Origin of the sequence: Amycolatopsis alba DSM 44262 (genome assembly GCF_000384215.1) — a bacterium.
Lineage (GTDB): Bacteria > Actinomycetota > Actinomycetes > Mycobacteriales > Pseudonocardiaceae > Amycolatopsis > Amycolatopsis alba.
Map to the genome: position 1 here is coordinate 2,753,970 of NZ_KB913032.1, position 18,266 is coordinate 2,772,235.

The following is an 18,266-nucleotide window of genomic DNA, read 5'->3' on the forward strand; positions in this document are numbered from 1 at the left end:
ATCGATCTCAACAGCGACCTCGGTGAGGGTTTCGGCGCCTGGAAGATGGGCGACGACGACGCCATGCTCGACCTCGTCACCAGCGCGAACGTCGCCTGCGGGTTCCACGCCGGCGACCCGTCGGTGATGCGGCGCGTCTGCGAACGCGCGGCGGAGCGGGGCGTCGTCATCGGCGCCCACGTCGCCTACCGCGATCTGGCGGGGTTCGGGCGGCGGGCGATGGACGTCGCCCCCGCCGACCTGGCCGACGACGTGCTCTACCAGATCGGCGCGCTCGACGCGTTCGCCCGCGCGGCGGGCACACGGGTGCGGTACGTCAAACCGCACGGCGCGCTGTACAACACGGCCGCGGTGGATCCGGAGCAGGCGGCCGCGGTGGTCGAGGGAATCCGGCGGTTCCATCACGGGCTCGCGCTGCTGTGCCCGCCGGGGTCGGAAATGGCCGAGCAGGCCGAAAAGGCCGGGTTCCCCGCGTACGCCGAGGCGTTCGCGGACCGCGCGTACACCGCAGAAGGCCTGCTGGTCTCCCGGAAAATGCCGGGCGCCGTGCTCCACGACGCCGACGAGGTCGCCGACCGGGCGGTCGCGATGGCGACCACCGGCAAGGTCGTCGCCGCCGACGGGACCGAACTGTCCCTGCGGCCGCATTCGCTCTGCGTGCACGGGGACACGCCCGGCGCCGTCGGACTGGCGCGACGGATCCGTGCCGGGCTCGACGCTTCCGGTGTCCACATCGGACCTTTCCTCGAGGCCGCATGATGCGGGTGCTGCCCTATGGGGCGCGTGCGGCCATGGTCGACTTCGACGACCCGTCGGAGGTGCTCGGGCTGCACGCGTCACTGGAGCGGGACCCGCCGGACGGCGTCGTCGAACTGGTCCCGGCCGCGCGGACCCTGCTCATCCGGTTCGACCCTGGCCGGACCCATCACGACCGGCTCACCGGTGACGTCCTCGACCGGTCCACAATGGACGTCGTGCCGCGCGAAGCCGCCGAGATCGTCGTACCGGTGCGCTACGACGGCCCCGATCTCGCCGACGTCGCCGCCACCACCGGCATGTCGGCGGAAGCGGTCGTCCGGCGGCACGAGGACGGCACCTACGTCTCGGCCTTCTGCGGCTTCGCACCGGGTTTCGCGTATCTCACCGGCCTCGACCCCGCGCTGCACCTGCCACGCCGGACGAGCCCGCGCACTCGGGTGCCCGCCGGTTCGGTCGCGATCGCGGGCGAGTACACGGCGGTGTACCCGAACGCCTCACCCGGCGGCTGGCAGCTGATCGGACGGACCACGCTGACGGTGTGGGATGTCGACCGCGAACCGCCCAATCTGCTCGCGCCCGGTACGCGGATCCGGTTCACTTCATGACCGCGAAGATCGAAGTGGTCCGCCCCGGCGTCTTCGCCACCGTGCAGGACCTCGGACGGCCCGGCCTGGCCGCGATCGGCGTCGGCCGGTCCGGCGCCGCCGACCGCGGTTCGCTGCGGCTGGCGAACCGGCTGGTCGGGAACCCCGAGAGCCACGCGGCCCTGGAAGTCGTGCTGGGCGGCCTCGTCCTGCGGTTCTCGGCCCCGGCGACCGTCGCCGTCACCGGCGCGCCCTGCGCGATCACCGCCGGCGGCCGCGCGATGGGCCCGCACACCCCGATCTCGGTCGGCCCCGGCGACGAACTCGTTCTCGGCATGGCTTCCCAGGGTTTGCGGTGCTATGTCGCCGTTCGTGGCGGCGTCGACGTCCCTCCGGTACTGGGCGCGCGGGCGACCGACACCCTGGGCAAACTCGGCCCGCCAGTGCTTTCGGCCGGGATGACCTTGCCGGTGGGGCATCCGGCGCTGGCTCACCCCGGCGTGGATCTCGCTCCTCGTGCCCCGCTGCCCGACGTCCCGGTTCTGCGGGTCACTCCGGGGCCACGGGTCCCGTGGTTCGCCCCAGGCGCACTGTCCACTTTGGTCTCCTCCGGTTACGTCGCCACCTCCGACGTCGACCGGGTGGGCGTGCGGCTCGAAGGCCCCGTGCTGTCGCGGGCGCGGGACGGCGAGTTACCGCCCGAGGCCGCCGTGCCGGGCGCGTTGCAGGTTCCTCCTTCGGGGCAGCCGATCCTGTTCCTCGCCGACCATCCGGTGACCGGGGGCTATCCGGTGATCGCGGTCGTGGAGGAGGCGGATCTGGATCTGGCCGCTCAGCTGCGGCCGGGGCAGCGGGTGCTTTTCCGGCGTCGATGATGTCCCGAGCGCCACGCTCGAGACATCGAGCGTCCCAGGCGAGGCGCACGAGACACTCGAATCGCCACTCACGACCCCGAGACCCGCAAAGTGATGTTCAGCCGCCCCGCCAACCCCAGCCCCGGATCCGCGGTCCCCGGCGACACCCTGGGCACCCCGTGGAAGGCCAGCCGCGACTCCCCGCCGAACACGAACAGGTCTCCCGACCGCAGATCCACGTCCGTATAGGGCCGCCCGCGATCCGACGTGTTCCCGAACCGGAAAACGCACGCGTCCCCGAGGCTCAGCGACACGACGGGCTCCAGCGAGTCCTCGTCCTTGTCCTGGTGCATCCCCATCTTCGCGGCGGAGTCGTAGAAGTTCACCAGCGCGATGTCCGGCTCATACGACGAAGAACCGCAGGCGTCAAGAACGGCACGCCGCCCGAGATCACCCAGCCAGGCAGGAAACGGGAGCACCGGGGAGCCGTCGTCGGTCACCTTCGAGTAGCGGTACGGGCGCCAATGCCAGCCGAGACAGACCGTCCGCACCGACATGACACCACCGTTCGGCAACCTCGTCTGCCGATACCCGCGCCAGCCGCGGCAGGCTTCGACCAGACGGCGTTGCTCGTCGAAGCCGAGCCAGTCGGGCACATGTACGGCACCGGGCGCGACTTCGGCACGCGGGCGAGGGATCAGCGCGTCCACAGGTCGAGTTTGCCAGGGCGCGCGCCGATGATCCGGTGGCCCCGCACCAGGACACCGGCCGAGGTGAGCCGTCGCAGCACGCGCTCGACGAAACGCGGGCGAGACGGGGCGTCCTTGACTGTCACGGCGGAAAAGGTGCCATAACCGGCCACCGGAAACCACCTTTGAGATTACTCCGATCGGCGGGTTGACCGCAGCGCGTACGCCCGGTTACCGCGCGAATTCGACCACGGTCACCCCGGCCTTGGCAGGCACCGGGTCGTTCATCGCGGCCAGCACGGCGGGGACGTCGTCGAGGCCGACCCGGTTGCCGATCATGCCTTCGAGATCGATTCCGGCGGTCTCCACCACCCGCAGCATCTCGGGGTACTCGTGCGCCTGCAGCCCGTGGATGCCGACGATCTCCAGTTCCCCGCCGATCACCCGGTGCATCGGGATCGGCGCGACGCCCTGCGCGGGCGGCATCAGCCCGGCCTGGACGTGCCGTCCCCGTTTCCGGAGGCTGCCGATCGAGGCCGCGCAGGTGGACGGCGAGCCGAGGCAGTCGAGGGAGACGTGCGCGCCGCCGCCGGTCAGGTCGCGGACGTGCGCCGCGACGGCCTCGTGCCCGTCGAAAACGGAAGGATCGACGGACAACACCGCGCCCATCCGCACAGCCAGCGCCCTGGCCTCCGGCGACGGATCGACGGCGACGACAGAAGCACCCGCCGCGACGGCCAGCAGGATCGACGAGACGCCGACGCCGCCACAGCCGTAGACCGCGACCCAGCGACCGGGCCGGACGCCGCCCTGGCGCAGCACGGCCCGGAACGCCGTCCCGAACCGGCAGCCCAGCGCCGCCGCCCCGGCCGAGGACAGCGTGTCCGGCAGCGCCACGAGGTTGACCTCGGCGTTTTCGATGGCGACGTACTCGGCGAACGAGCCCCAGTGGGTCGCACCCGGCTGGAACTCGCGGTCGCAGATCTGCTGGTCACCGGCCACGCACTGGTCGCAGGTACCGCAGGCGCAGACGAACGGCACGGTCACCCTGTCACCCGCCGACCAGCCGCGGACGCCCTCGCCGAGCGACGCGATCCGGCCGGCGAGTTCGTGCCCGGCGACGTGCGGCAGCCTCACCGACGTGTCGTGCCCCTGCCAGGAGTGCCAGTCGCTGCGGCACACCCCGGTCGCGTCGACGGCGATCACCACCCCGCCCGGCGGCGCGGACGGATCCGGCACCTCGCGTACCTCGGGCAGCACACCGAACTCCTCGAAGACGACCGCCCGCACCCGCGCTCCTAAGTTCCCGTGTCGCGGCCTCGCTGCATCACCAGGCCCTCGCCGGGCACCGTACACCGGCCCGCCCGCCCCCGCGGCGGCCCGAGGAGCCTCGAAAGGGACTCCGGCGGCACCCCGAGGATCTCCTCGAGATTCTTGAGCACCAGCAGGGATTCCGGCCGTTCGGGACGACATCGGCCGGACTGCCAATGGCTCAGTGTCGCGAGGCTGACCGAGCACCCCCTGCCCCGCAGCCGATATCGGATCCGGTCGAGACCGAGACCCCTCGCCCTGATCGCCGCCCTGAGGGCGTCCGCGAAGGGCCCCGTCTCCAGCAGTCGCCTGAGTTCACGCCCTTCCGCCACCCCCCGGTCGATGGTGTGTGTCCGCTGACCGGTCATTGTCATCGCCTTCGCACGCTCGCTAGCCACCCGGATAGCGCAGCCTAGGCGGGGGAACACATGATCGGAAGGGCCTTAGATCACCTATCCGCCCGGCATGCGGGTGACGGGCACGAGGCCCGAATTATGCAGAGACGTAGGGAAAATTCCCACCGCGCGGCCCGGCCGAAACGTGTCCACAGTGGACTTCTCAGCGCAGCGCGACCGACAGCGCCTGCGCGATCTCCTTGCCGATCGCGTGTGTCGCCGCGTCCGGCGGCGAGCCGACCTTGACCACCATCGGGCCGCCGAACGGCTGGCGCTCGACGACCTCGATCCGCTCGCCGAGGCCGATCGAGTGCTCGGTGAGGTAGCGCAGGAGTTCCGGGTCGGTGTCCCAGACGCGCACGATCTCGCCGACCGCGCCGGGCGGGAGGTCGTCGAGGATGCGCATCGGCATCTCCTCGACGCTGCCGTCGGGGGCGGGGATGGGATCGCCGTGCGGGTCGCGCACCGGGTTGCCGAGTTTCGCCGCGATCCGCTCGACGAGCCTGTCCGACACCGCGTGTTCGAGCGCGTCGGCCTCGGCGTGCACCTCGTCCCAGGTGTAGCCGAGTTCGGACACCAGGTAGGTCTCGATCAGCCGGTGACGGCGGAGCACCGAGCGGGCGAGCTGCCTGCCTTCGGTGGTCAGCTCGATGCCGCGGTACGGGACGTGTGCGACCAGCCCCAGCTGGGACAGCTTGGTGACCATGCCGGACGCCGAGGACGGGCTGACCTCCAGCCGCCCGGCCAGTGACGTGTTGGTGACGGCCTCACCGCGCTCCACCAGCCCGTAGATCACGCGGACGTAGTCCTCCACCGACGACGACCTGCGGTTCGCCCCTTCACCCATGCGTGCGAGTTTACGGCTTGCCGCTCGGCCGCGGCTCACCCAGCGTGCGGTCGCCAGCGGTACCGGATCCAGCCGGGGACGGGGTCGGCGCCGAGCTGGGCGTAGAACGCCTCGCCCTTCTCGTTGCCCTCCTGCATGTCCCATTCGACGCGGCCGGGGGTCCGCGCGCTCAGCTCGTCGAGCAGCTCCCGCCCGAGGCCGAACCGGCGGTGGTCCGGGCGCACGAAGAGGTCGTCGAGCCAGATCCCCGGCCTGGCCTCCCAGGTGGAGAAGTTCCAGCTGCAGAAGGCGAAGCCCGCGACCTCGTCCGGCCGCTCCGGCGGGGTCGCGAGCAGCACCCATGCCTTCGGATCGGGTCCGAAGAGGAACCCGGCCATCTCCTGGCGGTCCAGCTTCAGATCGTGTTTGTCCTCATAGACCGCGTGCTCCTCGATGAGCGCGCAGATCTCCTCGATGTCGCCCGCGACGGCGTCCCGTACCGGCATCAGTCTCAGCTCCGTTCGTAGACGAGGTCGCCGCCGACGGCGGTGGCGGCGACCTTGATCGAATCCAAAGTGGACTCGTCGGTCGGGTCGGCCGAGAGGACGGCGAAGTCCGCGAGCTTGCCGACCTCCAGCGTGCCCAGGTCCTTCTCGGCGAAAGCGGCATAAGCGGAGCCGTGGGTGTACGCGCGCAGGGCTTCGGCGGGCGTGAGCCGCTCATCGGGACCCAGCACGACACCGGACGCGGTCTTCCGCCGCACCATGTCGGCCAGCGCGAGCAGCGGCGCGCCTTCGACGACGGGACGGTCCGAGCTGGCGGGGAGCACACATCCCGCGTCGAGCAGGCTCTTGAGCCGATAGCACCACGGCTCACGTTCGGGGCCGAGCGCGGCGCGCATGCCGTCGCCGATCTCGTTGACGAACCGGCCCTGCGGCGAAGCGATCAGCCCCAGCGACGCCAGCCGCTTCAGCTCTTCGGGCCGCAGCACCGCGCAGTGCTCGATGCGGTGCCGGTGATCGGGCCGCGGGTCGGCCTTCAGGGCGGCTTCGTAGGCGTCGAGGACGACGGTGATCGCGCGGTCGCCGATGGCGTGGGTCGCGATCTGCCAGCCCGCCTTGTGCGCGGCGGCGATCGTCCGCGCGATCTCGTCCTCGGGCACCTGGAAGTAGCCGACGTTGTCCGGTTCGCCGGCGAACGGCTCGTGCATCGCGCAGGTCCGGCCGATCAGCGAGCCGTCGGCGAACAGCTTCATCGCGCCGATCCGCAGCCATTCGTCGCCGAATCCGGTGCGCATCCCCAGGTCAAGACCGAAGCCCGCTCCGGCGTCGAGGTCGTGCAGCACGCTCGCCGCGACCATCACCGTGCTCCGCACCCGCAGCACCCCGCGGTCGCGCGCGACCTGGTAGGCGGCAAGTTCGGCGGGGGTCTCCCCCACGAGCCCCCCGCCGATCCCGGCCTCCTGGACACTCGTGATCCCCTCGGCCAGGTACCGCTCGCTCGCCCGGTCCAGCCCGCGCACGACCCGCTCGACCGGCGTCGGATAGGTCAGCGGCCGCAGCAGGAGCTGGGCCTGCTCGCGCAGCAGACCGGTCGGCGAGCCGTCCTCGTCGCGGACGACGTCACCGCCCACCGGAACGTTCCCCAGGTCCAGCTGTTCCAGCACCGCCGAGTTGACCACGGTCATATGCCCGGAGGTGTGCTTGAGCCGGACGAGGCGCCCCGGCGCCGCGCGATCGAGCCCCTGCCGCGTCGGATGGCCGCCCACGAGCTTGTTCTGGTCGTAACCGCTGCCGATGATCCACTCGCCCGGCGGGGTTTCGGCCGCGCGCCGCGCGACGGCGTCGTACACCTCGTCCACGCTGCGGCAATCCGACAGGGCGACGTCGTCGAGCGCCATGCCGAACCAGGCCATGTGGTTGTGCGCGTCGTGGAAACCGGGCACCACCACCGAGCCACCCAGGTCGACCCGCTTCCGTGCGGAAAGAGCGGCGGCATCGTCGCCCAAAGCGACTATCCGTCCGTTCAGCACCGCAAGCGCTACGGATTCCTCTGTTCCGGCGAGGAACCGGGCGTTCTCGTAAACCGTGTCGACCCACATGGTTTCGACCCTATCGATCGATCGATCGGTCGTCTAGGCTCGGCGTCATGAGCACCGTGGACTACGCACTCGACGACGGAATCGCTGTGATCTGGCTGAACCGCCCCGAACGGCTCAACGCGGTGGTCGCCGAACTGGTCGACGACCTGCTGGAGGCGCTCGACGCGGCCGCCAGGTCGGACGCGCGGGCCGTGGTGCTCGCCGGCCGGGGACGCGCTTTCTGCGCCGGTCACGACCTCAAGGAGCCCACCCCCGAGGGTGATTCACGCCCGCGACTCGACCGGCTACAGGACGTGACGCGCCGCCTGCGCGGGCTCCGCCAGCCGGTCATCGCCGCGGTCCACGGGTACGCGATCGGCGCGGGCGCCGAGTTCGCGATGGGCTGCGACCTGATCCTCGCCGCCGAAGACGCGGTGTTCGCCTTCCCCGAGGTCTCGCTGGGGCTGAGCGTCACAGGGGCGGCGTCGCGGTTGCTGCCGCTGCTGGTCGGTCCGCTGAAGGCCAAGGAACTCCTGCTGCTGGGCGAACGCGTGAGCGGCACCCAGGCGTACAAGCTGGGCCTGGTCAACGCCGCCCTGCCCGCCGACGACCTGATGGACACCGCGCTCGACTGGGCGGCCAAGATCGCCGCTCATCCGGCGGCCGCGGCCACGATGGCCAAACGCGCCCTCGACTCCGGCATCGACAGCTCGCTCGACGCCGCACTCGAACTGGAGGTCAGCCACGCGCTGATCACCGAGCACTCCGCCGAGGTCGCCGCCTCGGCCGAAGCGTTCCGGAGCCGGACGTGACCTCGCTCGCCGGGATCGACACCCTCCTCGGGCTGACCACCAGGGCCGCCGCGCGCTGGCCGGACAAGACGGCGTGGATCTTCGACTCCACCGGTGAGAGCTTCACGTTCGCCGAAGTCGACGCGCGCAGCACGGAGTTCGCCCGTGCGCTGCTCGGCCTCGGCGTGGAACCCGGCGACAGGGTCGCGGTGATGCTGCGGAACCAGCCCGAATTCCCGTTGCTGTGGCTGGCGCTGGCCAAGATCGGCGGGGTGCTCGTCCCGGTCAACACCGGTTATCGCGAATTCGACGGCGCCCACGTGCTCCGGCATTCCGGCGCCAAATTCGCCGTCGCGGACGGGGAATTCCTGGAATTGCTGACCACGATCGCGCCGGAAACCTCGCTGGAACGAGTACTCACGCCCGGCGAACTCACCGATCCCGGCGGCACCCCCGTTTTCGCAAGCGAGGGCGAACGCCCGGTCAACATCCAGTACACCTCGGGCACCACCGGCGCCCCCAAGGGCTGCGTCCTGCCGAACCGGTATTGGACGACACTGGCGGTCAGCCTGGCCACGGACTTCCCCGCGGTCGGCGCGGACGACGTCATCCTGACCGCGCAACCGTTCCACTACATCGATCCACAGTGGAACGTCGCGCTGGGGCTCGCGGGCGGCGCGACGCTCGTGGTGCTCGACCGCTTCCACCCGTCCACGTTCTGGGAGAAGGTCCGCGAACACGGCGTCACCTGGTTCTACTGCCTCGGCCTGATGCCCACACTCCTGCTGCGCCAGCCGGAAAGCGAACTGGACAAGGCGCATCAGGTCCGCGCGATCTGCGCCTCGGCCATCCCTCGCGACCTGCACGCCACGCTCGAAGCACGCTGGGGCGCGCCGTGGTACGAGGCCTTCGGCATGACCGAAACCGGCGGCGACATCCGGATGTATCCGGCTGATCACGAGGAGACCGTCGGCACCGGCTGTCTCGGCAGGCCCGCGCCCGCCCGCGAGGTGATGATCGCGGACGCGGCCGGAAAACCTTTACCGCGAGGGGAAACCGGCGAGCTGCTGATCCGCGGGGTCGGCCTGATGCACGGCTACCACGACGACGCCGAAGCGACCAGGCGCGCGTTCGACGGCGGCTGGTTCCACACCGGCGATCTGGCCACAATGGACGAACAGGGCCGCGTGTACTACGTGGGCCGCACCAAGGACATGATCCGCCGCAGCGGCGAGAACATCTCCGCCGACGAGGTCGAACGGGCGTTGCAGCTGCATCCGGCGGTCAAGCTCGCCGCCGTCGTCGCGGTGCCGGACGACCTGCGCGGCGAGGAGGTCAAGGCGTACCTCGTCCTCGACGAGAACGAGGGGCACCGATGCGAACCGGCCGAGCTGGCGAAGTTCTGCGCGGCGAAACTGGCCTACTTCAAGGTCCCCCGGTTCTGGGCCTTCGCGGCGGAACTGCCGATGACCCCGTCGGAGCGGGTCGCCAAGGGTGAGCTGAAGAAGGCGGAAGACCTCCGCGCCGGATCGTGGGACAGGACCACCGGATCATGGCTGTGAGCACCAGGGAGCGGGTCCGGCAGGCGGCGGTGAAACTGTTCGCCACCAAGGGTTTCCACGGCACCGGCATCCGGGATCTCGCGCAGGAGGCGGAGCTGTCGTCCGCCAGCCTGTACCACTACATGGGCACCAAAGAGGATCTTCTGGTTGCCATCATGAACGAAGCGCTGCGGCGCCTGCTCGACGCGGCCGAGCAGGCGACCGCCGGGCTCACCGATCCCGTGTCCCGGCTCGGATCCCTGGTGGCGCTGCACGTACTGGCGCACGCCATCCAGCCGGACGACACCCGCGTGGTGGACAACGAGGTCCACGCGCTCACCCCCGGCGCCAGGGCCGGCGTCGTGGGACTGCGCGACGCCTACGAAAGGCTGTGGGCGGACGCCATCGAAGACGGTGTCGCGGCAGGCGTCTTCCACACCGATCAGCCTTCCGTGACCAGGCTCGCACTGGTGGAGATGTGCAGCGGGGTGGCGCGCTGGTATTCGCCGAGCGGGCCGCTCACCCTGGATCAGCTGGCCTCGCATTACGCGGAACTGGCGCTGCGCGCCCTCGCCTGCGAACGTCATCTGGACGTCACGGCGCTGCAAAACTGCCGTGAAGTGGTCTCGGGAGTGTGGCGAGTGCCCGTTTAGCGGCGACTTTAGGCTTGTACGCCTTGCTCAGACGGCTTGTCTGGGGGACGCTCGAAGGGTGACTGAGCAAACGATCCAACTCGAACTGGACGACTCGGGTCTCTCGCCGGCGTTGCCGGTGCCTTCGAACCCCCGTGATCAGGTACAGGACGTCCCCTACCGCCCGGTGGGCTTCCGCGACGACGACCTGCCCACGGCCCTCGAACGGTGCGCGACATGGCTACGCCAGGCTCAGGAGTGGCTCGGGGAACCGGTCGATGTGCTGGCCGTCCATCTCGACTATGACGACCGCAAGGGTTCGCCCTACTACGACGTGAAGCTTCTCTGCAACGAGGAGGACCTGGCCGGGGTCCCGATCGCGATGCGGGGTCAGAAGGAAGACTAGAGAAATCCGTGAAGGCCTCCTTCCCTACCTTGAGCGTAGGGAAGGAGGCCTTCACGGCATGTACGGCCGTCAGCCCAGCGTGCCGCCGACCTTGACGTGCCCCTTCAGCAGGTTGCGCGCGATGGTCCGGCGCTGGATCTCGTCGGTGCCCTCGTAGATCCGCAGCAGCCGCAGTTCGCGGTACCACCGCTCGACCGGCAGTTCCCGCGTGTAGCCCATTCCGCCGTGGATCTGCAGGACGCGGTCGACGATCTCGTTCGCCTTCACCCCGCCGTACAGCTTCGCCATCGACTGCGCGTGCCGCGAGTCCAGCTTCTGGTCGACCTGCCAGGCGGCGTGCAGCACCAGCCAGCGCAGCGCCTCCAGTTCGGTGCCGGAATCCGCGATCATCCACTGGATGGCCTGTCGCTCGGCGATCTTCTGCCCGAACGTCTCCCGCGTGTTGGCGTGCTCGATGGCCATCGAGATCAGCCGTTCGCACGAACCGATCGCGCGGGCGGGCAGCAGGTAGCGGCCCGCGCCGATCCACTGCATGGCCAGGTCGAAACCGTGGCCGAGCTCACCGAGGATCTGCGTCTCGGGCACGCGGACGTCCTCGAAGACGAGCGCCGCCGGGCCCCATTCGCCCATGGTGTCGATGTATTCGGACTTCCAGCCCGCGTCACGGTCGACGAGGAAGCAGGTGACGCCGCCGTTCGCACCCTTCTCGGGGTCGGTGATCGCGAAGACCATCACGAAGTCGGCCTCGTTACCGCCGGTGATGAAGGTCTTCTCGCCGTTGATGACCCAGTCGGTGCCGTCCTTGCGGGCGGAGGTCCGGATGGCCTTGGCGTCCGAGCCCGCGCCGGGTTCGGTGATCGCGAAGCAGGACTTGCGCTCGCCCGAGATCGTCGGGAGCAGGTAGCGCTCCTTCTGCTCGTCGTTGGCGTAGTACAGGATGTTGTCCGCGTTCCCGCCGAAGCGGAACGGCACGAACGTGCGGCCGAGTTCGGCCTCCAGCAGCGCGGTCATCACCGCGGACAGGCCCATGCCGCCGTACTCCTCCGGCGTCTGCACACCCCAGAAGCCGGATTCCTTGGCCTTGAGCTGCAGCTCGCGCAGCTCCTCGCCGGTGAGCCCCGGCTGGCCGGCGCGTTCGCGGCGCAGCACCTCCTGCTCGCGCGGCATCAGGTCGCGCTGGACGAACGTGCGGACCCAGTCCCGCACCTCGCGTTCCTCGACGCTCAGAGAGAAATCCATGGTCAGCCCGCTCCTGTTCGGCATTGACTAAGCGCTCGCTTAGCTCAGCGTACCGCTTCGGCTGTCGTTCGCCGAGGAACTGTCATAAGTTTTCGCAACCTGTCCCCGTCTTGTCGAAGGGCACCCATGAGCACGCAGGCACCCGCGGCGAAGCGGGATCGGACCCATTACCTCTACATCGCCGTCATCGTGGCCGTCGGTCTCGGCATCGCGGTCGGCATCCTGTTCCCCCAGCTCGGCAAGGAACTGAAGCCGCTGGGGACCGGGTTCGTGAACCTGATCAAGATGATGATCTCGCCGATCATCTTCTGCACGATCGCGCTCGGCGTCGGCTCGGTGGCGAAGGCCGCGAAAGTCGGCCGCGTCGGCGGGCTCGCGATCGGCTACTTCCTGGTGATGTCGACGGTCGCGCTGGTCATCGGCCTGGTCGTCGGCAACATCCTCCAGCCCGGCACCGGGCTGCACCTGACCCCCGAGATCGCCGAAAAGGGCCAGGACCAGATCGCCAAGAGCGAGGGCACCGTCGAGTTCCTGCTCGGGATCATCCCGAAGACGCTGGTCTCGGCGTTCACCGAGGGCGAGGTGCTGCAGACACTGCTGGTCGCGCTGCTCGCCGGGTTCGCGCTGCAGAAACTGGGCACGAAGGGCGAGCCGATCCGCCGCGGCATCGAGCACATCCAGCGGCTCGTGTTCCGGATCCTGGCGATGATCATGTGGGCGGCCCCGGTCGGCGCGTTCGGCGCGATCGCCGCCGTCGTCGGCGAGACCGGCTGGAAGGCGCTGCAGAGCCTCGCGGTGATCATGCTCGGCTTCTACATCACCTGCGGGCTGTTCGTGTTCGTGGTGCTCGGGCTGATCATCGGCGTGTTCGCCAGGGTCAACATCTTCAAGCTGCTCAAGTACCTCGGCCGCGAGTTCCTGCTGATCCTGTCGACGTCGTCCTCGGAATCGGCGCTGCCCAGGCTGATCGCGAAGATGGAGCACGCCGGCGTCTCCAAACCCGTCGTCGGCATCACCGTGCCGACCGGGTACTCGTTCAACCTCGACGGCACCGCGATCTACCTGACGATGGCGTCCATCTTCATCGCGGACGCGCTCGACAAACCGCTGACCATCGGCGAGCAGATCTCGTTGCTGGTGTTCATGATCATCGCGTCGAAGGGCGCCGCCGGGGTCACCGGCGCGGGGCTCGCGACGCTGGCGGGCGGCCTCCAGTCGCACCGGCCGGAACTGGTGGACGGCGTCGGGTTCATCGTCGGCATCGACCGGTTCATGTCCGAGGCCCGCGCGCTGACGAACTTCGCGGGCAACGCCGTCGCGACCGTGCTGATCGGCACTTGGACCAACGAGATCGACCGCGAGCAGCTGGACCGGACGCTGAATGGCGAGTCGCCGTTCGACGAAGCGACACTACTCGACGAAAACTCGGGGGATGCCAGTGCCGGATCCGGTAAAAAGGAGGTGTGATCGAATGTGCGGTCCGCTGGTCGGAGCCCCTGCCCGCTGAACCCCGGTTCCTGGCCTTGCTCGACGAGCTCGAACAAGGCCGGTACGACAACTACCGCCAGGACATCGACAAACGCCGGTTCCTGACCGGCCGGGTGCTGGCGAAGACCGTCGCCGCCGAGCGCCTCGGCCTGGCCGTCGAGGCCGTCAGCTTCGACGCGACCTGCGAAGACTGCGGAAAGCCGCATGGGCGCCCGCGGGTCCCCGACGCGCCGCTGATGCTGTCGATCTCGCATTCCGGCGACCTCATCGGCGTCGCGGCCACCGCGGGGACCCCGGTCGGTCTCGACGTCGAGACGGCCAATAGGCGGGCCGAGGACTCGCTCTTGGAGTACGCGCTGACCCCGGCCGAGCAGTCCGCGATCTCCGGGCTGCTCGCCGAGCAGCGCGCGACGGCGTTCTTCACGTACTGGACGCGCAAGGAAGCCGTCATGAAGGCCACCGGGAAGGGCCTCAAGATCCCGCTGCAGAGCATCACGTTCTCCGGATACGACGAGGACGCGCGGCTGGTCCGGTCGAGCCATCCGGCGCTCGACCCGGAGCGGACCCGGCTGGCGGACCTGAAGGCGACGGAGGGTTACCGGGCCGCCGTCGCGCTGATCACGACGGACGAGATCTCGGTCACCGAGGACTTCGCGACCCTCTAGATCTCCAGCGTCAGCGACGGCGTGACTCGCGTGATCAGAGACCGGACTCGTGTGATTGGAGGCGGATCTCGCGTGATTGGAGGCCGCACTCGGGTGCGCGGCCTGTGATCACGCGAGATCCGCCTCCGATCACGTGAGTCACGGGTCTGAGCACGTGAGTCACGGGTTGCCCTGGCCCTCTAGATCTCCAGGCCCATGGCGGCCAGCAGGGTGCGGAACTTCGCCGAGGTCTCGTCCAGTTCGGTCCGCGGGTCGGACGCGGGCACGATGCCGCCACCGGCGTACAGCCGCATGGAGGTGTCGGCGATCTCCGCGCACCGGATCCCGACCGCCCATTCGCCGTCCCCGGCCGCGTCGACCCAGCCGATGGCGCCCGCGTAGTACTCGCGGTCGAACGGCTCCAGCTCCTGGACCAGCGAGCGGGCGGCATCGGTCGGCGTGCCGCAGACCGCGGGTGTCGGGTGCAGGGCGGCGGCGAGGTCCAGCGCGGTGACGTCCTGGTCGATCAGCTCACCGGTGACGGTGGTCGAGAGGTGCCAGATGGCGGGCGTCGAGACCAGTTCGGGGCCGCGGACGTCGAGGGTGCGGCAGAACGGCCGCAGGATCTCGACGACGGACTCCACCACCACGGCGTGTTCGACGTGGTCCTTTTCGGACGCCAGCAGCGCCTCACCATGGGCCTTGTCGATCGCCGGGTCCGCCGACCGGGGCATCGACCCGGCATGCGGCCGGGACAGCACGGCGCCGCCGGTGCGGGACAGCAGGAGTTCGGGAGTGGCGCCGACCAGCGTGCGCCCGCCGGGCAGCTGCGCGGCGTAGGTGGTGTGCCGGGGGTTGCCGTTCGCCAGATTCCGGACGACGTCCTCGACGGGGACGGCACCGGCGAAGTCGAGATCGAGCGCGCGGGCCAGGACGACTTTGCGCAGGTCACGGTCACTCAGCGCCGAAACGGCCGCTCGGACGGCGGCGAGATGCGCTTCCGGTTCGGGCACGGAAGTGACCTTGACCGGCTGCGGAAGAGCGGTTCGCGGCGGGACGGCCGCGCGCTCGGACGACGCGCGGTGCACCGTGCGGGGCAGAACCAGATGGCTCGGCGTGGAGGTGGTGTCGAAGGGCAGCACACCGACCGCGATCGGAGCTCCCGAGTCGGTGAACAGCCCTGGCAAAGCCCTGGACAGCCGCGCCGGATCGGTGTCGGTCGCGGTGGCGGCGGCCCCGCTCGCGAGGAGCGCGTGCCGGGCCGTGGCCAGGAGGAAGTCGCCCCGCTCGTAGCGGGCGACCAGGTCTGCCGGGGTCGCCGGTGCGGTACTGGTCGTCACCCCACCAGCGTCCCAGGCTCCGGCTGAGACCAGGGGAAAGTGTTGCCGGGGCAACAGCCTCTCAGGCAACACCTTCCCCCGGACAGCCCGTGACCTGGGCAGTGTCTCTCAAAAGCGCGCTGCCGGATTTCCGTAGCCGGGCCGTGGCAACGGCTGGTCACTCGCTCAGCCATGTCAGCGGCCCGCCTCCGCAAATCCGAGGCCTCCGGCCAAGAGAGACGCGCCCGGCGTTACTTCAGCGCCTCGAGGAGGGCCTCGCGCTGCCGCTCACCCAGGCCGGCGGCGCGCCGGTCCGGGTCGATCCCGGCCTGCTCCAGCAGGGCGGCGACCTTGACCGCGCCCAGGCCGGGCACGGCCTTCAGCAGCTGCGTGACCTTCGTCTTGCCGATGGTCTTGTTCTCCTTGGCCTGCTTGAGCACCTTGTCGATGCTCTCCTTGCCGGACTTGATCGACGCAAGCAGCTCGGAGCGCGCTTTGCGAGCCTCAGCCGCCTTGGCGAGGGCATCGGCGCGCTGCTCCGGAGTCAACGTGGGCAGAGCCAACGTAGTAGTCCTTTCATCTCAGGTCTCCGCTTTCGCGGCCGACGGCCTTTAACCATGCTTGCAAGAGCAAGCGCTGGCCAGCCGTCTCTGTACCACGGCTCCAGTAAACGCCACCCGTTCCCCGGCCGTGAAACCGACACGCACTTATTACCCCTCGACCACGCCACGGGCAACCCACCCCAGCCTGCGGAAACACGCCGTTCGAGCGGCGATTCAATGGCGTTCATCACCCTTATGAGCGATGCGAAGACTTCGCACTGTTAGTCATTTTTCGTTTCATGGCAGGAAAAACACGAATTATTGATGATCTTGACCCGAACCGGCGAACACCCGTTAGCGCGACACTGTGACCGAACGGTTGCCTGCGACGTTACTGACCAGTTCACCCGACCCGCATTAGAGTCGGCCCAACCCCAGTTCACCGGAGAACGAGCACCACGGGAGTACGCGATGTTGAGCACGATGCAGGACGGACAGCTGTCACTGGGCAGGCTGCTCCGCCACGGCACGACGGTGCACTCCGAGAGCGAAGTGATCACCTGGACCGGTTCAGAAGCCCGCCGCGAGACCTACGGCGAACTCGGCAAGCACGCGGCACGGCTCGCCAACGCCCTCCGGAGCCTGGGCATCACCGGTGACCAGCGCGTCGGCACCTTCATGTGGAACAACGCCGAGCACATGGCCGCGTACCTGGCCATCCCCGCGATGGGCGCGGTGCTGCACACGCTGAACATCCGGCTGTTCCCGGAGCAGCTGGTCTTCGTCGCCAACCACGCCGAGGACCAGGTCGTCATCGTCGACGGCACGCTGATCCCGCTGCTGGCCAAGCAGCTGCCCGAGCTGAAGACCGTGCGCCACGTTATCGTGGCCAACGGCGACGCCTCGGCCCTCCCGGCGCCCGAAGGCGTCCAGGTGCACTCCTACGCCGAGCTGCTGGCCGGCCAGCCCGACACCTTCGACTGGCCCGAGGTGGACGAGCGTTCGGCCGCCGCGATGTGTTACACCTCGGGCACCACGGGTGACCCGAAGGGTGTCGCGTACTCCCACCGGTCGATCTGGCTGCACTCCATGCAGGTCACGATGACCGACAGCATGCGGCTGGCCCAGCACGACAAGGCCCTCGCGATCGTCCCGATGTTCCACGCGATGGCGTGGGGCATGCCGTACGCGGCGCTGATGGTCGGCGCGTCGCTGCTGATGCCGGACCGCTTCCTCCAGCCCGCCCCCATCGCCCAGATGCTCGACGCCGAGAAGCCGACCTTCGCCGGCGCGGTCCCGACGATCTGGCAGGGCCTGCTGTCGCACCTCGACGCGAACCCGCAGGACATCTCGCATCTGCGCGAGGTCGTCGTCGGCGGTTCGGCGGCGCCGCCGTCGCTGATGCACGCTTTCGAGGACCGCTACAACGTGCCGATCCTGCACGCCTGGGGCATGACCGAGACGTCGCCGCTGGGCAGCGTCGCGCGTCCGCCCGCCGCCGCGACCGGCGAGAAGGCGTGGGAGTACCGCTACACCCAGGGCCGCTTCCCGGCGTCCGTCAGCGCCCGGCTGATCGGCGACAACGGCGAAGAACTGCCGTGGGACAACGAAAGCGTCGGCGAGCTCGAAGTGCAGGGGCCGTGGATCGCGGCGTCGTACTACAGCGGCACGAGCGGTGACGAGCCAGACCCGGAGAAGTTCCACGACGGCTGGCTGCGCACCGGCGACGTCGGCAAGATCAGCCCGGACGGCTATCTCACGCTGACCGACCGCGCGAAGGACGTCATCAAATCCGGCGGCGAGTGGATCTCCTCGGTGGACCTGGAGAACCAGGTGATGGCCCATCCCGCGGTGGCCGAGGCGGCCGTGGTCGGCATCCCCGACGAGAAGTGGGACGAGCGCCCGCTGGTCGCCGTCGTGCTCCGGGAAGGCCAGCGCGTCACGGCCGAAGAGCTGCGCGAATTCCTGTCCGACAAGGTCGCGAAGTGGCAGCTGCCGGAGAACTGGACCTTTGTGGACGAAGTCCCCAAGACCAGCGTCGGCAAGTTCGACAAGAAGCGGCTGCGGAAGTTCCACTCCGAAGGCAAACTCGACATCAGTCAGCTCTAACGGGTTAATCTCCCGCGCGCCTGCCGTTGCGTGAAGGCCATCTTGAGGGACCCTGTC

General features: G+C 69.4%; 20 protein-coding genes. 10 read left to right on the plus strand and 10 right to left on the minus strand.

The window, feature by feature from the left end; all coding sequences use genetic code 11:
* The 3 genes from AMYAL_RS0112855 to AMYAL_RS0112865 are packed head-to-tail and all read left to right on the plus strand — an operon-like array spanning window position 1 to window position 2,218.
* On the plus strand, window positions 1-759 hold the full coding sequence (locus AMYAL_RS0112855; RefSeq protein WP_026467018.1) for a LamB/YcsF family protein: 759 nt from the start codon (window positions 1-3) through the stop codon (window positions 757-759).
* On the plus strand, window positions 759-1,364 hold the full coding sequence (locus AMYAL_RS0112860; RefSeq protein WP_020631715.1) for a 5-oxoprolinase subunit B family protein: 606 nt from the start codon (window positions 759-761) through the stop codon (window positions 1,362-1,364). The genes AMYAL_RS0112855 and AMYAL_RS0112860 overlap by 1 nt, the downstream gene beginning before the upstream one ends.
* A complete protein-coding gene (locus tag AMYAL_RS0112865) occupies window positions 1,361-2,218 on the plus strand; it encodes a 5-oxoprolinase subunit C family protein (RefSeq protein ID WP_020631716.1) in 858 nt (285 codons plus the stop codon). The genes AMYAL_RS0112860 and AMYAL_RS0112865 overlap by 4 nt, the downstream gene beginning before the upstream one ends.
* A gap of 68 nt (window positions 2,219-2,286) precedes the next feature.
* Here AMYAL_RS0112865 and AMYAL_RS0112870 read toward each other — a convergent pair whose 3' ends face one another.
* The 7 genes from AMYAL_RS0112870 to AMYAL_RS0112900 all read right to left on the minus strand — a co-directional run bounded on the left by AMYAL_RS0112870 (window position 2,287) and on the right by AMYAL_RS0112900 (window position 7,519).
* Window positions 2,287-2,907 (minus strand): alpha-ketoglutarate-dependent dioxygenase AlkB family protein, encoded by a 621-nt coding sequence (locus tag AMYAL_RS0112870; RefSeq protein WP_020631717.1) that lies wholly within the window; start codon window positions 2,905-2,907, stop codon window positions 2,287-2,289.
* Window positions 2,895-3,032: a hypothetical protein gene (locus AMYAL_RS49865; protein WP_167336148.1), complete on the minus strand. Its 138-nt coding sequence runs from the start codon at window positions 3,030-3,032 to the stop codon at window positions 2,895-2,897. The genes AMYAL_RS0112870 and AMYAL_RS49865 overlap by 13 nt, the downstream gene beginning before the upstream one ends.
* An 85-nt stretch (window positions 3,033-3,117) precedes the next feature.
* The gene (locus tag AMYAL_RS0112880) at window positions 3,118-4,176 is read right to left on the minus strand and encodes an alcohol dehydrogenase catalytic domain-containing protein (protein WP_020631719.1); all 1,059 of its coding nucleotides are present in this window, start codon (window positions 4,174-4,176) and stop codon (window positions 3,118-3,120) included.
* A gap of 8 nt (window positions 4,177-4,184) precedes the next feature.
* A complete protein-coding gene (locus AMYAL_RS0112885) occupies window positions 4,185-4,571 on the minus strand; it encodes a hypothetical protein (protein WP_026467019.1) in 387 nt (128 codons plus the stop codon).
* 184 nt (window positions 4,572-4,755) lie between these two features.
* Entirely contained in the window at window positions 4,756-5,439 is a 684-nt protein-coding gene (locus AMYAL_RS0112890; protein WP_020631721.1) for a metal-dependent transcriptional regulator, read from the minus strand.
* A 35-nt stretch (window positions 5,440-5,474) separates the two neighbouring features.
* Window positions 5,475-5,924 (minus strand): GNAT family N-acetyltransferase, encoded by a 450-nt coding sequence (locus AMYAL_RS0112895; RefSeq protein ID WP_020631722.1) that lies wholly within the window; start codon window positions 5,922-5,924, stop codon window positions 5,475-5,477.
* Between the two features lie 5 nt (window positions 5,925-5,929).
* A complete protein-coding gene (locus AMYAL_RS0112900; protein ID WP_020631723.1) occupies window positions 5,930-7,519 on the minus strand; it encodes an amidohydrolase in 1,590 nt (529 codons plus the stop codon).
* Window positions 7,520-7,566: 47 nt separating this feature from the next.
* On the opposite strand from AMYAL_RS0112900, the gene AMYAL_RS0112905 reads away from it, so the two are divergent.
* Genes AMYAL_RS0112905 through AMYAL_RS0112920 form a run of 4 tightly spaced genes read left to right on the plus strand, consistent with a single transcriptional unit; the run spans window position 7,567 to window position 10,868 of the window.
* Window positions 7,567-8,310: an enoyl-CoA hydratase/isomerase family protein gene (locus tag AMYAL_RS0112905; RefSeq protein ID WP_020631724.1), complete on the plus strand. Its 744-nt coding sequence runs from the start codon at window positions 7,567-7,569 to the stop codon at window positions 8,308-8,310.
* On the plus strand, window positions 8,307-9,851 hold the full coding sequence (locus tag AMYAL_RS0112910; RefSeq protein WP_020631725.1) for an AMP-binding protein: 1,545 nt from the start codon (window positions 8,307-8,309) through the stop codon (window positions 9,849-9,851). Before AMYAL_RS0112905 ends, AMYAL_RS0112910 begins: the two co-directional genes overlap by 4 nt.
* Window positions 9,842-10,483, plus strand: coding sequence for a TetR/AcrR family transcriptional regulator (locus AMYAL_RS0112915; protein ID WP_093976488.1), 642 nt, complete (start codon window positions 9,842-9,844; stop codon window positions 10,481-10,483). Before AMYAL_RS0112910 ends, AMYAL_RS0112915 begins: the two co-directional genes overlap by 10 nt.
* Window positions 10,484-10,541: 58 nt before the next feature.
* On the plus strand, window positions 10,542-10,868 hold the full coding sequence (locus AMYAL_RS0112920) for a hypothetical protein (protein ID WP_020631727.1): 327 nt from the start codon (window positions 10,542-10,544) through the stop codon (window positions 10,866-10,868).
* 69 nt (window positions 10,869-10,937) lie between these two features.
* On the opposite strand, the gene AMYAL_RS0112925 is transcribed toward AMYAL_RS0112920, so the two are convergent.
* Window positions 10,938-12,107: an acyl-CoA dehydrogenase family protein gene (locus AMYAL_RS0112925; protein ID WP_026467021.1), complete on the minus strand. Its 1,170-nt coding sequence runs from the start codon at window positions 12,105-12,107 to the stop codon at window positions 10,938-10,940.
* Window positions 12,108-12,233: 126 nt separating this feature from the next.
* Between AMYAL_RS0112925 and AMYAL_RS0112930 the strand changes: the two genes are divergently transcribed.
* Entirely contained in the window at window positions 12,234-13,574 is a 1,341-nt protein-coding gene (locus tag AMYAL_RS0112930) for a C4-dicarboxylate transporter DctA (RefSeq protein WP_020631729.1), read from the plus strand.
* Window positions 13,571-14,260: a 4'-phosphopantetheinyl transferase family protein gene (locus tag AMYAL_RS0112935; protein WP_020631730.1), complete on the plus strand. Its 690-nt coding sequence runs from the start codon at window positions 13,571-13,573 to the stop codon at window positions 14,258-14,260. The genes AMYAL_RS0112930 and AMYAL_RS0112935 overlap by 4 nt, the downstream gene beginning before the upstream one ends.
* A 179-nt stretch (window positions 14,261-14,439) precedes the next feature.
* Here the strand turns inward: AMYAL_RS0112935 and AMYAL_RS0112940 are convergent, their stop codons facing one another.
* Together AMYAL_RS0112940 and mihF are read right to left on the minus strand one after the other, a co-directional pair.
* A complete protein-coding gene (locus tag AMYAL_RS0112940; RefSeq protein WP_020631731.1) occupies window positions 14,440-15,579 on the minus strand; it encodes an isochorismate synthase in 1,140 nt (379 codons plus the stop codon).
* 230 nt (window positions 15,580-15,809) lie between these two features.
* Window positions 15,810-16,121: an integration host factor, actinobacterial type gene (gene mihF / locus AMYAL_RS0112945; RefSeq protein ID WP_005155963.1), complete on the minus strand. Its 312-nt coding sequence runs from the start codon at window positions 16,119-16,121 to the stop codon at window positions 15,810-15,812.
* Window positions 16,122-16,571: 450 nt separating this feature from the next.
* Here mihF and AMYAL_RS0112950 point away from each other — a divergent pair, with 450 nt between their 5' ends.
* The gene (locus tag AMYAL_RS0112950) at window positions 16,572-18,209 is read left to right on the plus strand and encodes a long-chain fatty acid--CoA ligase (protein WP_020631733.1); all 1,638 of its coding nucleotides are present in this window, start codon (window positions 16,572-16,574) and stop codon (window positions 18,207-18,209) included.
* Window positions 18,210-18,266 lie beyond the last annotated feature (57 nt).